We start from the raw sequence: 14,619 nt of genomic DNA, 5'->3' as shown, positions 1-14,619 counted from the left end.
ATTGTCAAGGGAGGACTCTCCCGCATAATACGATACCGTATAAGAACCTGCACTCTGGCCTGCTAAAGCCTCTATATTGCTCTGCGTCAGATCGAAGGTAGCCTCTCCGGTGTTACCGTTGTCGCATTCCTCCTTGTCGCTTACCTCACCGATCACTACCGTGGCCACTTCGATCTCGAAAACAGTGGTATTGTAACAGTTGGGGCGTTCGGCGTTCTCTATGCGTACAAAGATCTCCTGGCCGTCCTCCAAAGGTTCATAGGATGTTGTATTGGTGATGCCGGCACCACCCAAATCTGCTGAGGCCAATGTCTCGTAGTAACGGATGTTGAAATCATCCAGGGACTGGTCCCCAAGCACAACGGGGGTGTTCACCGTTAGGTCTACCGTGTTCCCCGAAACGCCATTATCACAAAGGTATAGGTCATTGGGTTCATTGGCAGCACCGCTCTCGAAGCTCTCGATAAAAAAGCTGCCCGTCTCGTAGCAGTTGCTGTTGTTGTTGCTCTCCACACGCACAAAGACCTCCTGAGGGTTCGAAAGTACATTGGAGTAGTTCGTCGGGTTGGGGATTGCCTCCGACTGGCCGGCATCTGCAGAGGCCTGGCTATCGTAATAGGTCACCGTATAGTCCGAGGCTTCCTGGCCGTCAAGCGCCGCTGCATTGTTCTGTGTCAGGTCAAATTCACCGTCCCCATCATTATCGCCATCGCAAGACTCCAGATTACTATTTGATAAATCGCCGATACGGATGAGGGTTGTATTCACCTCAAAACTTCCGGTGTTATAGCAATCGGTATTGTTCGTATTTTCTATCCTAACATAGATGGTTTCATTTTCTGAAGCCGGGTTATAGTTTTGGGTATCGGCAATATCTTCAATATCATTCTCTGCATTTTCTGGGGTGGTGTGGTAGGACACTTCAAAATTGTCCGGGTCCTGATTACCCAAGATTGCAGCGGTATTTTCTTCCAAATCATAAAAAGCATCCGTTAAATTTTCAAAGCAGTCTTGTAGGGAACTTAGATTTTCTATCTCAGGTTCAGTATAAATAATGGCATTAATTTCAGCAATTTGATAACAATTATCATCTTCTTCTATTCTAATGTATAAAGAGTATGGAGTGTCATTAGAAAAACTATAGTTTTCGGGATCATTTATAAGCTCACTATTATTTTCTGTTTGTGCTCCAGTTTCAGTTTCATAATAGGAAATGCTATAATCTTGAGGGTTTTCAGTAAATTGAGTGATGGTTTGGGTAAGATCGTAAGTTTGTGAATTAATTCCATCATTATCACAATTTCCAAGAATGTCAATAGAGTCTGTGATTAATGATAAATCACCTCCAATTACTTGAATGGTAATAGACTCTTCACAATATTCGTTAGTCCAAGTGTAAATATAATCTCCTAAGTTATTTAATCCAGTTATGGTTGTTGTTCCTGAATTTGGAGATTCAATGATAGTGGGTGAAGGATTATCGGGATCTGCAATCCAAATACCACTACCAATTGCTTCTAATGTTATGGTATTAGTACAAGAAACAGTATAGGGATCTTGTGTGATGATCCCTGAATTAGCAGTAAAGTGAATATCATCTAGAAAATTTCCGACAGTATTGTTTCCAGAGGCAGTAGAAATTGCCCTGAACTCAAATCTAGTGGAGGTTTGACCGGTAGGAACTATGTAGGTTCCCACTTTTACATCCCAACCTTCATTGACAGATGAAGAGTATTGGGCAATTAAAGTTAAATTTCCGTTAGGAGCTCCGGCAAAAACCCCTACAACATCTTCTCCAGAAGGGGCTTGGTTTCTAGCAGCATGAGCAAAACTAAAATAAAACTGAGTACCTTCTATAGGCGTATTGAAATCTTGGTAAACACCAGATGTTTCATTGGCATTAAGTTCTATATATTGATTACCGGAATAGGCATTTATGGCGCCGCCATTACTGGAGTTAGGCCAAATTTCTATGGTGCTATCTGTGGCTGTGGTTTGCCATCCAGGAACATTACTATCATTTTGAAAAGAAGGCCAACCTGATTGAGGTATTACAGGTTCTTCAAAATCAGGGTTAATGGTTGTAATCACACAATCTCCTTCATTTTCATTAAAAATAACCTCTAAAGGAATAGAAATAGTTGATGTACAATTGTTGGCATCTGTTACTTCTAGTTCAACGGTAAATGTTCCCAATTGGGAATACGTATGACTTACTTCTAAACCATTTCCAGAATCTCCATCCCCAAAGTCCCAAGAATATATTGCATTTTCGTCACTATTTTCAAAAATAACTTCTGCATTAAAATTTATTTCTACAAAAACATCAACTGTATAGGTGTCATCTATTAATTCTGATGGACTAACAGAAGTAATTGCAGGATCAATATTTTGACAAGGCACTACGCAAGAAATTTCGGCTTCCCATCCTGGTAAAGGAGAAGGTTGTCCATCTGGAACATACTCAAATGTGAGACATCCGGTACTGTTCTGTTCTCCTACTGAAATTGTGAAAGGAGTACTTTGAGATGCTGAAAAAGAATCAATTAAAGGAGCATTTACATTGTCTCCATCATAAACATAAAGGATATCGTTACCTGAAGTAAGAAAAGAATCAAACACTAGTTGAATATTCATATCTGTATCAGGACAAATAGTAGTAATTTGTATATCTTCAGAAATAGTAAAACCAGATGGACCTCCTGTGTCGTAAAAACTACCAGAGCAAGTGTTTATTAGAGGTTCTTCTCCAATATTATAATTTTGACTATAAAATATAGTTGAATATAAAAATAGGGTGAATAGGAGTAATATTTTTTTCATAAGTTAATTGATAACTTAAAGGGGTTATAAGATTAGTTCGATAAAAATAAATAATTATTATGTATTTTTAACTATAACAGGTTACTATCTATAATTACTACATTTTTTAACTAAATTGTTTGAAACATTCTTAATAGCTATAAGCAAGTTTTGCCTGAAACCTTTCAGGCAAAACTTGCTTAATTAAAATATTGCTTAAAGAATATGTTACTCTTTAATTAGTTTAATCATTTTAATAGAATTTTTTATTTGAATTTTTATGAAGTAATTTCCTGTTTGAAGCATCGAAAAATCTATTGAACCTGAAACTTTGTTATAATCTTTTTGAAAAACTTGTTGACCTAACATGTTGAAAACAGTTATACTTTTAATTGGATTATTGGCTTTGAATGTTAGCATATTTCTTACAGGATTAGGATAGTACATAAATCCTGAAAAATCTATATCATTTACATCAAGTTCTTCAGTAGAAAAAGAAGCAACCGTTGACCATTCGCTATAACTTTCCTCTTCACAGACCGCTCTGATATATACATCATATTCAGTGTCCGGCTCTAGGTCGTTCAAGGAGTATCCGTCTTCTTGATCATCATCGGTAGCTGTTGTACCTTGAGTTTCAGGATCAAATCCTGTTGGTCCGTACAAAATTTCCCATTCAGTTTCGTCTCCGTTTGATGTCCAAGAGATCTGGGCAGAAGTTGTTGTAATATTTGAAAATTCAATACCTGTAGGTGTTTCACAGCTTTCAAGAGTAGAAAAAGAATCAACCGTAGACCATTCGCTATAATTTTCCTCTTCACAGACCGCTCTGATATATACATCATATTCAGTGTCCGGCTCTAGGTCGTTCAATGAGTATCCATCTTCTTGATCATCATCGGTAGCTGTTGTACCTTGGGTTTCAGGATCAAATCCTGTTGGTCCGTACAAAATTTCCCATTCAGTTTCGTCTCCGTTCGATGTCCAAGAGATCTGAGCAGAAGTTGTTGTAATATTTGAAAATTCAATACCTGTAGGTGTTTCACAGCTTTCAAGAGTAGAAAAGGAAGTAACCGTAGACCATTCGCTATAATTTTCCTCTTCACAGACCGCTCTGATATATACATCATATTCGGTGTCCGGTTCTAGGTCGTTCAATGAGTATCCATCTTCTTGATCATCATCGGTAGCTGTTGTACCTTGGGTTTCAGGATCAAATCCTGTTGGTCCGTACAAAATTTCCCATTCAGTTTCGTCTCCGTTTGATGTCCAAGAGATCTGAGCAGAAGTTGTTGTTATATTTGAAAATTGAACTAGTGTTGGTACTGAGCAAGATGGGGTTTCTGCTAATTTAATACTAGCGCCAAAAATATTAATTACTCCGTCTCCTGAAGATTTTTCAAAAAACAATTCAGAAATAGATTTCGATTGATTTGCTTCATCGATGGTTATTTCTAATTCATAAATTCTGGGATTAGTTGTTGAAGTTTCTACATCTTCAGTATCAAGATTAAGTCTACCAATTCCACGGATAATAACAGGAGGTGTTTCGTTAAAGTACCAATCAGGAACAGATGTATTTTCGATGGCCTGAGTAGAGCCATCGTTAAAAGTAATAGTTCCTGTCATTTCTGCGGAACCACTCCCCGAAGTTACCATTAAATGTAAGCTTTCTGCTGGTTGAGTATTGTTAAAGGTAAAAGTCCCGTTGTCTGAAACATTCTCTAAGCGCAAAGAATTGTTTCCCTCATATGGGTTATCAAATGGAGACATTTGAAAATGCAAACCGCTGGTTTCTCCTCCTTCTTTTGTTAAATCACCATTTAAGGGTAAACCATCACCATTTTGACTAACGGGAGGAGTGTCGATATCGTATTGATAATCTTCAGACATATATGCGTAATTTGCGCCATCAACATCATTAGTGGTAGAAGAACTGGGAGCCCCTATTCCATTAGCAATTACATCATCTGTAAACCCTTCGTTAGGTTGGAGTTTTGAATATACTCCAAAAGCATATGGGCCCGTCCAAGGGCTAAATCCCTCGACTTCAGAACAATCAACTCTAACATAAAACTCATAAACGGTTGAAGGATCTATAGCTACATCGTAGGTATTGGTAGTTACCGCTTCTCCAGAATCCGGTGTTCCGGTTCCCACAGGTTGTACGGCTATTTCCCAGGCGGTAGCTCCATCTGTTTCCCAAGTTAACTGCGCATTTGTATTGGTTACCAGAGGAGCGTTGAGATTTGTTGGAGCTGGACATAATGGTATACCTGAAGTATTTACATCGTCTATATAGAGATAATAGAAATTCAAAGAACTTGTACTTGTGTTTTTAAAAGCGACATAGATATCTTGACCTACGTATGCAGAAAGGTCATAAGAGTATTCATTCCAATTCTCGGGGGCACTAACTTGAGTAGCGATGACGTCTGTAAAATCTTCTTTTGCCTTTCCAGTAGTGGAAACTACAATATCGAAGGGTTGTGCATTTGTAGAATTTGAATTTTTTGCCCAAAAACTAAGTAAATCACTTTCGTTGGCATTTACGGTAAATTTAGGGCTAATTAAATAATCATCATGTGAATTCCAATCAGATCTAATACGTACAGAATTACTTCCAGTATTGGAATCAAAGGTATATACTTCCCAAGGATAAGTAGAGTCTCCATCATTAATTATTTCCCAACAGCTAGGTATTTCAGAAGAAGATTCAAAGCCTTCTTCTAATCCGTCTAAAAGACCACATGCAGTTGTAAAGGTTGTGGAAGTCCAGAAACTGTAGCTTCCTTCTGTTCCACAATAAGATCTCAAAAATATTTCATATTCTGTATTGGTCTCTAAATCATTAAAATTGTAGGTGGTTTCGCTTACTTCAGTTCCAGATTCAGGAGTATCCATTCCAGCCAGTTGAATGGCAATTTCCCAACTTTCTTCCGTATCTCCGGCAACCCAGGAAAGTTCTGCTTCGCTAGTGGTGATATTATCTACAGCTAAGTTAGTAGGTGATAAACAGTCTGCTGAAGTTTTTGCGCTAACGGCAAAAACATTTAAAAACCCATCGGTATTGGTTTTAGTGATCGCAATACTTTCTATGGTTTTACTGTAATTAGATTCTTCTATGTCTAGCGTGATATGATAAATCCTAGGATTGTTAAGAGGATTTTGTAAAACGTCATCGGTGGTACTAACTCTTCCTATTCCTGTAATAACTGCCGGAGGAGTAGTATTGTTAAACCAGTCTGGAGCTAGTTTTCCGGTTATTGTTTGAGAAGTGTTATCGTCAAAATTAATCTCCACATCAAAATCTGAATCTGCACCACCGGAAGTAGCTAAGATATAGAGGTTTTGAAAAGTTCCTCCATTAGAGAATGTTAGGGTTCCTGACATTTCTGTTTCATTAGATAGCCTTAAGGAGTTATTTTCCCCATAATCTGCAAATTGATAGATGGCACCTTCTTCTTGGTCTGTTAGGTCGTAGAACCCTGAAGGATCCAGTCCGTAAGTTGTAGGCGCATTACCATTAGAAGTTACCAAGCCTTGTTCTAAAAAGCAATAACCGGTTCCATCAATATCTGAAGTGGTAGAGTTAATTGTTTCCCCGGTTCCATTGGCAATAACATCTTCATTTAAGCCAGAATCAATAGTTAAAGTTATGTATTCTGGTGTATTAAAGAATAAGGAAGGTGTTGGTGGTTCTAAGGTTTTGTCTTTCTCTTTTTCAGATGAAAATACTGAAAAAGATAATAGTGTTAATAAAAGCAAAAAAGATATTTTTTTATCATTTTTTTTTGATTTTAACGAGTAATTTTTCATCATGTTTACGTTTTCATTGGTTTTTCGTAAATATATATAATTTTACTAAATCGTTTATCCTGATGTATTAAATATCTTTTATGTTAATTTTTCTTAATTATATTTTCTTATATAAAAAAGGAAGTTAGTTGTGTTATTATTGTTATTGAGGTTATTATGATGAAAATTATTCAATACTGATTTAAATACGCTATTAAAATTTAACATACTATTAACATTTTGAAAATTAGTATAAAAAAACGCCTTTCAAATCGAAAGGCGTTTTTTTGAGAGTATATTTTGAATTAATTAAACATCATCATAATCTATTTTAATAGTAGGAGTAGTAGGGTGAGCTTGGCAGGTAAGTGTTAAACCTTCTTCAACTTCATCATCAGTAAGAATTTGATTTTTAGCCATTTCAGCTTTTCCTTCTGTAATCCTAGCGATACAAGAACTACAAATTCCGCCTTGACAAGAATAAGGTGCATCAAGATCTTCGTCTAAAACAGCATCGAGTATGTTCTTTTTCTGATCCATGATGAAGGTTTTCTCTTCATCATCTAAAATTACCGTGATTTGCGTTTTACCATCTAAGTTAGCTTCAACTTCACCTTCATCGCTAGAACTAAATAATTCAAAATGAATATTTTCTTTAGTAATATTATTCTCCTGAAGCACTTCTGAAACTAAATCGATCATTTCTTCAGGGCCACATAAATAAATATCGTTAAATTGATGCCCCTTGAATTTGTTTTTCATCACAAAGTTTACTGTACTTCGCTCAATTCTTCCAAAGAAAGAATTTTCGTCTTTTGACCGACTGTATACAAATTCTACAAAAAACCTATCAGGATACGTTGCTTGAAGCTCTAATAACTCTTTGAAGAAAATAGTTTCTTCTGGAGTTTTATTACCATAGACCAATACAAATTTACTGTGTTCCTCTTCGGTTAAGGCTGTTTTTATGATGGACATCACCGGAGTAATTCCGCTTCCCGCAGCAAAAGCGGCATACGTGTGGTGAGATTTCCCTGGGTTGGCTTCAAAGATAAACTTTCCTTCAGGAGGAAAAACATTTAAACTTTCACCTTCTTTCAATTGGTTATTGGCAAAAGAAGAAAAACGGCCATCAGCAACCTCTTTTACGCTTACTTTTAATTGACCACTTTTTGGAGTAGAGCAGATGGAGTATGAGCGTCTGAGTTCTTGTCCGTCAAAATCTTTTTTAATTGTAATATATTGACCTGCGGTAAATTTAAAAATAGGTTTTAAGTCTTCAGGTACATCAAAAACCAAACTTACAGCTCTGGGTGTTTCTCGAATTATTTCTTTTACAGATAGGGAATGAAAGTTCTTCATTAAAAAAATTTTCAGCAAAAATACAAAGTCAGGTGTTTTTTAAAACATTTTACTTCAAAATATAATACCTAAGTTTTTTATGCATAAGAAAATTAGGTATATTTGGGTTGAATTTAAAACTGAAAAATGTCTAATTCAAAATTATATAAAGGCAGTCTTTCTACTATTATTTTGAAGCTATTAGCAGAAAATAATAAAATGTACGGGTATGAAATGACTCAAAGAGTAAAAGAGCTTACGCAAGGCGAATTAACTATTACTGAAGGTGCACTTTATCCGGCTCTACATAAATTAGAGGCCGATGGGTTTTTAGAGGTAGAAATGCAAAAAGTAGATAACCGATTACGGAAATACTATAAACTTACCCAAGCCGGAACTCAAGAAAGAGTGAATAGAATAGAAGAGTTGGAAAGATTTATTGAAACCATTCAAGGTATCGTGAACCCAAAACCAAGTTTAGGATGAACCCAAAATTAACCAAAGAAGAAATACAATTTATAGATAATTACCTTAAAAATTCTGGAGTAGAATATATCGATACTCGCGCAGAAGTGGTGGATCACGTGGCATCTGAAATCGAATCTCGATTATCAGCAAATAATACAACAAATTTTTACGAAGAATTTAAAGTTTATATGGTACAGCATAAAGAAACCTTATTAAAAAATGCCGGAAAATATAGTTGGAGCATAGATAAAAAGGTATTAAAAGAAGTTTTTAAAAACATGACTAATCTGAAGGTTTTAGTTCCTGCTTTTTTGATAGCTGTTATATTATTTGCTGTAGATCTAAAAGAATATTTGAATTCTACCCAAATTTTGATTGCTTTTTATGCTGTTTTGTTAGTGTTGGCTTTTATACCAATAATTCTTTATAGAAAAATAAAATTATCTTTTTTGAGGCGTATAGGTATTATTTCAACTATACCTTTTATAGCCATTCATAATCTTTTATTGGGAGATAGATTTGCTTTTGAGCAATATGAAATGGTGTATTCTTTTTTATTTTGGGTGCTTATAGCAACTACTTATACTTCCTATGATTTTACCCAAGAATATAAAAGGAAACTTGAACTTTTATAAAAAACTTATCCAGAAATGAATTTAGAAAAAGTGTAACGTTTATTATTAAATTTATACCTATCTAAAAAACAAACCAATCTTTATGTTTAAACGCTTTATCGCTTTAGAGTGGAAACAGTTTTCTCGTTCTTCCTATTTTCAAAAAGGGATTGCGATAAAAATATTGCTTGCATTTGGCGCATTATATTTTATTGGGATGGCAGCTTTTATGGGGGTCGCTGCTTATTTTGGACTTCAAAAATTTATGCCCGATAAAGATCCCATTACAATTGTAAATAATTTTGTGATTTATTGGTTTTTGGCAGATATGGTGTTTCGCTACTTTTTGCAGCAGTTACCCGTATTAAACATCAAACCTTATATGGTGATTCCTATAAAGCGGAGTGTCGTGATTCATTTCTTATTAGGGAAAACTTCCATTTCTTTTTTCAACTTTCTGCCGTTATTTTTCTTTTTACCGTTTTCCATAACGTTATTGGTAAATGGTGATTATTCCATACTTCATATAGCGAGTTGGTTCTTTTCGATGATGTTATTCACCTTATCTATTAACTACCTTAATTTTTTACTCAATAAAAACAACAAGGTTTTTTATGTAATTGCAAGCCTTTTAATCGCTGCCGGATTGCTTCAGTTTTATGGAATTTATTCGGTTACAGAACCAGCAGGGTATTTTTTCAATACTATTTACAATAAACCTTATGCAGTTTTAATTCCATTACTTTTAATGGTGATGCTCTACCGGGTTAATTTTAAATTCATTAGAAAAGATTTTTATTTAGACGGAGCTATTTCAAAGGAAACTAAAGATGTACACACGCAAGAACTTACTTGGCTAAATAGATTTGGTAAAATAGCGCCATTCTTAAAAAATGACGTTAGAATGATTATGAGAAACAAGCGCCCAAAACAGGTACTGTTGATGTCATTCTTATTTCTCTTCTACGGACTCATTTTCTACACCCAAGAAACTTATCAAGAAATGCCGGCGTTTTTAGCCTTTGCTTCTATGTTTGTTACAGGAGGTTTTCTCATGTCTTTTGGTCAATTGGTACCATCTTGGGATAGCGAATATTACAAGTTATTAATGAGTCAAAATATTCCCTATCGTGAATATTTAAAATCTAAATGGTCGTTAATGGTGGTGGCCGTTTTGATTTCCTTTATTTTAAGTACACCATATATTTATTTTGGCTGGGATATTTTCGGGATGATTGCCGCCGGAGCCTTATTTAATATGGGGTTAAATTCATTTATTACTTTGTATGGAGGAGTTTTAAACCGAGTTCCTGTAGAGTTGAATGTGAGAGCAAAAGCCTTTAGTAACACTCAAGGTTTTAATCCAACACAATTATTAATAGCCTTACCTAAAATTTTTGGTCCTATCCTTATCTTTTATATTCCTTATAAACTAATCAACTTTGAAACCGGAATTATTTGTCTGGCGGTTTCAGGAGTTTTGGGATTGGTGTTTACCAACTTCTTTTTAAACCAGATAGAAAAAGTGTATCAAAAACAGAAATACAAAACCATCGCTGCATTTAGCGAGAAAAAATAAATCACGATGATAAGTGTAAGCAATTTAAGCAAAGATTATAACGGCGTGACCGTTTTAAATATAGATAATTTAGACATTCCAACTGGGGAAAGTTTTGGTTTGGTAGGAAATAACGGAGCGGGAAAAACTACATTTTTTAGTTTACTGTTAGATTTAATTCAGCCTTCCGGTGGGTACATTAAAAACAACCATATCATTGTAAATGAAAGTGAAGAATGGAAACCATTTACCTCCTCCTTTATAGATGAAAGCTTTCTAATAGGCTACCTTACAGCAGAAGAATACTTTTATTTTATAGGAGAGTTACGCGGCCAAAATAAAGCCGATGTTAATGATTTTCTGAAGAAATATGAAGAATTTTTTAATGATGAAATTCTTCAGAAAAAGAAATACCTGCGAGACCTTTCTAAAGGAAACCAGAAAAAAGCCGGCATCATCGCAGCACTTATTGGCAATCCCGATGTAGTAATTTTAGACGAACCTTTTGCCAATTTAGATCCAACCACACAAATTAGGCTTAAAAAAATAATTAAAGAATTAAACCAACATACCGATACTACTATTCTTATTTCTAGTCATGATTTAATTCATGTAACCGAAGTTTGTGAGCGAATTGTAGTGCTTGACAAAGGAGCAACGGTAAAAGACATCCAAACCAGTCAAGCAACTTTAGAAGAATTAGAAGCTTATTTTAACAGGTAAACGTCAAAAATCTTCGAGATATTCTTTAAATTCTTACAAAGAAACGTATTTTTACGCGCTACCATACTAAAAGTAGCGAATCTTAGTTATTTAAATAGCTAATAATTAATGAATTTGAAGAAGAACAACTTTTCTACCGCCGTTCATTTTTGCGTGGCCATTTTGGCCTTGGCAACCATTGCTTCTTGTTCTAGAAAGAAGGATAAGTGGCTCAATCGTAATTTCCATGCAATGGGAACTTACTATAACATTATTTATAATGGAAACTTGGCACTTGCCGCCGGAAAAGAAGAACTAGCACAAAACTATCAGGACAATTTTTGGGAAATACTTCCTATTGAGCGAATGCAGGTAGAAGAAGAAACCAATAAACCCGGAGAAACCAAAAACGCCAATTTTCAAAGAGCTGAAGAAAAAGCGACCAAAGCCATTCAAAAACATAATATGCGTATTGCGGGAGAAGAGCATAATCCGCAAATGGATGAAGCTTTTCTGTTGTTAGGAAAAGCACGGTATTACGATCAGCGGTTTTTTCCAGCTTTAGAAGCATTCAATTATATTCTTACCGATTACCCGGAGAGTGATCGTTTGGTTACTGCTAAAATTTGGCGTGAGAAAACCTATATGCGCATGGGCAACGATGAACTTGCCCTTCAAAACCTTCAAAAACTTTTTGAAGAACAGATAGAATTTGAAGATGAAGACCTTGCCAATGCATCGGCAGCTATGGCACAAGCCTATTTAAACCTCGATCAAAAAGAAGAAGCGATTGCACCTTTAAATAAGGCTATTGAATTTACAGATTCTAATGAAGAAAAAGGAAGATGGATTTACATAAAAGGGCAGATTTATGATAGGTTAGGAGAAATTGATAGTGCTAATAAAGCTTTTGATCAAGTGATCGAACTGAACAGGAAGTCTCCTCGCGAGTATATGATTAATGCCTACATGGAAAAAGCCAAAAACTTTGATTATGATGAAGGCGATCATTTAGCATTTATGGAATTGATGAATGAAATGTTGGAAAATAGGGAAAACCGACCTTATTTAGATATTATCAATTATCAAGTAGCTCAATATTATAAGAATACAGATTCGATAGATGGGGCGGTAGAATTTTATAATTACTCTTTAAGAGCAGAAGTTCCCAAACAGAACAATTATCTTAAATCGAGAGATTACCTCAATTTGGGCAATATTAATTTCGATGCAGCAGAATATAAAGAAGCCGGCGCTTATTATGATAGCGTGATGATGAATATTCCTCAGAATACTCGTGAGTTCAGGAGTATTCGTAAAAAACGTGAAAATCTGGACGATGTTATTAAATATGAAGATATCGCGAGGAGGGACGATAGTATCATCAACTTGGTAGCGATGTCGAAAGCTGATCGTTTGGCTTATTTTGAAGAAGTTACGGCTGAAATGAAGCAGAAAGCTATTGAAGAAGCTAAACGTTTAAAAGCGGAAGGAGAAACTAAAAAAGCAGGAAATCTTTTCGGAACCAAGAAGAGTACCGCTTCAAGTGGAAATACAGCGGGTGGATCTAATTTTTATTTTTATGACCCTCGTCAAGTAGCAAGAGGATTGCAAAAATTCAATAGAACTTGGGGAAATCGAGAGCTAAAAGACAATTGGCGCTACGAAGCAAGTTCAAGTGGTTCCAAGAAAAATATTGAAGAAGCTAAAGAAGAAGACTTTATGGCGATTATCGAAAGTGATCCCGCCTATAACCCACAAACCTATATTGATAGTATTCCTTCAGATAAAAAAGTGATTGACAGTATTCGGGAAGAAAGAAATTTTGCTTATTACCAACTTGGGGTGATTTATAAAGAAAAGTTTAAAGAATATGGCTTAGCTTCAGATAAGTTAGAGACTTTATTGCAAAATAATCCGCAGGAACGTTTAATACTTCCTTCAAAATATTATCTATACAAAATATACGAAGCTACCGGAAATACTGCTTCCGCAGATAAATGGAAACAAAATATCCTAACTCAGCATCCCGATTCCCGTTATGCAAGTATTTTAAGAAACCCACGTTCGTTGCGTGACGATGAAAATAGTCCGGAAGCTGTTTATGCTTCTATCTACAGAAAATATAAAGCTGAAAAATACAAAGAGGTAATCGACAACGCCAATAACTATATCGAGATTTATACCGGAGACGATATTGTCCCAAAATTTGAATTATTGAAAGCTTTTGCCAAAGGGCGTTACCAAGGTTTCAATGCGTATGAGGAAGCTCTAAATTATGTAGCCTTAACCTATCCGCAAAGTGAAGAAGGAAAAAAGGCGGAAGAAATAATAAAACAATCTTTGCCTGCATTAAAGAATATCAACTTCAGTAAAGATGAAGGAGGAGATCAATTCTATCTTGTTTATCCATTTGCGAGTACAGATCTAAAGATGGCGGAAGAACTTCAGCAAAAACTGGATGCAGCTATTGCAGATAAAGGATATGAAGGTCAATTTTATACTTCTATTGATTTCTATACTCCTACAGAAATTTTTGTAGTGATTCACGGATTGAAAAGTAAATTGGGAGCTGAAGGTTTTGGAAAAGTGCTGGCAGAAGAGAAAGATTATGAAATTAACCATACTAATTTTGGAATATCTGATAGTAACTATCAAATAGTTCAAATTCATAAAAACTTAGATGCTTATTTAGCAGAGCAATCACAATAAAACTAAAATTATGTTTTCAGATAACAAAAAATCCAGAGGATTATCGTCAGAAGGTCTAAAAGAGCAAAATAAAATAGCTCAAGGAACTACCATTACTGGGAGTATTGAAGGAAAAGGAAGTTTTAGGATAGAAGGAAAGGTAGAAGGTACATTAAAGACTGCTGGAAAAATTGTAGTAGGAAAAACCGGTTATATTGACGGGGAAGTAGAATGTGAAAATGCAGATTTTGAAGGGAAATTTTCAGGAAAGCTCGTTGTTAAAAATATGTTGAGTTTAAAATCGACCGCAAATATAGAAGGCGAGGTGATTATCGGAAAATTATCGGTAGATCCGGATGCTACCTTCAATGCGAAGTGTTCTATGAAAGGAGGGGTAAAAACATTAAGTGATGAGAGAGGAAGAGGAAAAACAAAAGGAGAAAAAACCGCTTAGAAATTGGGCTGTACTTTCTGGTATAGCTATCCAAATGGGAGCTACTATTTTTGTTTTTGCGTGGATTGGGCAATGGCTAGATGAAAAATACCCATCTAATAAAGAGTGGTTTACTATTTTATTTGTTTTAATTGGTGTAGCAGTAGCTATTTATGCCGTACTCCGACAGCTAAAAGGGCTAAACAATTAAT

10 protein-coding genes are annotated in these 14,619 nt (G+C 35.4%); 7 read left to right on the top strand and 3 right to left on the bottom strand.

From position 1 onward, the window contains the following. From FVB9532_RS15900 to FVB9532_RS15890, 3 genes are all read right to left on the bottom strand, one after another. Positions 1-2,823 (bottom strand): FIDD domain-containing protein (locus FVB9532_RS15900; protein ID WP_150546168.1); only part of this gene is annotated, 2,823 nt, incomplete at its 3' end. A gap of 207 nt (positions 2,824-3,030) precedes the next feature. Next, on the bottom strand, positions 3,031-6,570 hold the full coding sequence (locus FVB9532_RS15895; RefSeq protein ID WP_194716565.1) for a fibronectin type III domain-containing protein: 3,540 nt from the start codon (positions 6,568-6,570) through the stop codon (positions 3,031-3,033). A 339-nt stretch (positions 6,571-6,909) separates the two neighbouring features. Further along, positions 6,910-7,962, bottom strand: a complete 1,053-nt coding sequence (locus FVB9532_RS15890; RefSeq protein WP_150546166.1) for a ferredoxin--NADP reductase — start codon at positions 7,960-7,962, stop codon at positions 6,910-6,912. Between the two features lie 126 nt (positions 7,963-8,088). Between FVB9532_RS15890 and FVB9532_RS15885 the strand changes: the two genes are divergently transcribed. The 7 genes from FVB9532_RS15885 (at position 8,089) to FVB9532_RS15855 (ending at position 14,618) form a co-directional block, all read left to right on the top strand. Next, positions 8,089-8,427 (top strand): PadR family transcriptional regulator, encoded by a 339-nt coding sequence (locus FVB9532_RS15885; protein WP_150546165.1) that lies wholly within the window; start codon positions 8,089-8,091, stop codon positions 8,425-8,427. Further along, on the top strand, positions 8,424-9,044 hold the full coding sequence (locus tag FVB9532_RS15880) for a hypothetical protein (protein ID WP_150546164.1): 621 nt from the start codon (positions 8,424-8,426) through the stop codon (positions 9,042-9,044). The genes FVB9532_RS15885 and FVB9532_RS15880 overlap by 4 nt, the downstream gene beginning before the upstream one ends. A gap of 82 nt (positions 9,045-9,126) precedes the next feature. Continuing rightward, positions 9,127-10,602: a DUF5687 family protein gene (locus FVB9532_RS15875; protein ID WP_150546163.1), complete on the top strand. Its 1,476-nt coding sequence runs from the start codon at positions 9,127-9,129 to the stop codon at positions 10,600-10,602. A 6-nt stretch (positions 10,603-10,608) separates the two neighbouring features. Next, positions 10,609-11,304 carry an ABC transporter ATP-binding protein gene (locus FVB9532_RS15870; protein ID WP_150546162.1) on the top strand — a complete coding sequence of 232 codons (696 nt, stop codon included), beginning with the start codon at positions 10,609-10,611 and terminating at the stop codon, positions 11,302-11,304. A gap of 108 nt (positions 11,305-11,412) precedes the next feature. Then, complete coding sequence (gene porW, locus FVB9532_RS15865) at positions 11,413-13,995, top strand: type IX secretion system periplasmic lipoprotein PorW/SprE (protein ID WP_228482372.1); 2,583 nt, start codon at positions 11,413-11,415, stop codon at positions 13,993-13,995. A 10-nt stretch (positions 13,996-14,005) separates the two neighbouring features. Further along, a complete protein-coding gene (locus FVB9532_RS15860) occupies positions 14,006-14,428 on the top strand; it encodes a bactofilin family protein (protein ID WP_150546161.1) in 423 nt (140 codons plus the stop codon). Then, positions 14,385-14,618 carry an AtpZ/AtpI family protein gene (locus tag FVB9532_RS15855; RefSeq protein ID WP_150546160.1) on the top strand — a complete coding sequence of 78 codons (234 nt, stop codon included), beginning with the start codon at positions 14,385-14,387 and terminating at the stop codon, positions 14,616-14,618. The genes FVB9532_RS15860 and FVB9532_RS15855 overlap by 44 nt, the downstream gene beginning before the upstream one ends. Position 14,619 lies beyond the last annotated feature (1 nt).

The sequence above is a fragment of the Mesonia oceanica genome (assembly GCF_902499555.1).
Lineage (GTDB): Bacteria > Bacteroidota > Bacteroidia > Flavobacteriales > Flavobacteriaceae > Mesonia > Mesonia oceanica.
Note: the sequence above shows the minus strand (reverse complement) of the source record. Positions and strands in the feature narration are given on the sequence as shown.

What these genes read in the sequence shown, in the direction of transcription:
- FVB9532_RS15855 (WP_150546160.1), top strand. Translation starts at nt 14,385, where the DNA reads ATGAGAGAGGAAGAGGAAAAACAAAAGGAGAAAAAACCGCTTAGAAAT.
- FVB9532_RS15880 (WP_150546164.1), top strand. Translation starts at nt 8,424, where the DNA reads ATGAACCCAAAATTAACCAAAGAAGAAATACAATTTATAGATAATTAC.
- FVB9532_RS15875 (WP_150546163.1), top strand. Translation starts at nt 9,127, where the DNA reads ATGTTTAAACGCTTTATCGCTTTAGAGTGGAAACAGTTTTCTCGTTCT.
- FVB9532_RS15870 (WP_150546162.1), top strand. Translation starts at nt 10,609, where the DNA reads ATGATAAGTGTAAGCAATTTAAGCAAAGATTATAACGGCGTGACCGTT.
- FVB9532_RS15885 (WP_150546165.1), top strand. Translation starts at nt 8,089, where the DNA reads ATGTCTAATTCAAAATTATATAAAGGCAGTCTTTCTACTATTATTTTG.
- porW (WP_228482372.1), top strand. Translation starts at nt 11,413, where the DNA reads ATGAATTTGAAGAAGAACAACTTTTCTACCGCCGTTCATTTTTGCGTG.
- FVB9532_RS15890 (WP_150546166.1), bottom strand. Translation starts at nt 7,962, where the DNA reads ATGAAGAACTTTCATTCCCTATCTGTAAAAGAAATAATTCGAGAAACA.
- FVB9532_RS15860 (WP_150546161.1), top strand. Translation starts at nt 14,006, where the DNA reads ATGTTTTCAGATAACAAAAAATCCAGAGGATTATCGTCAGAAGGTCTA.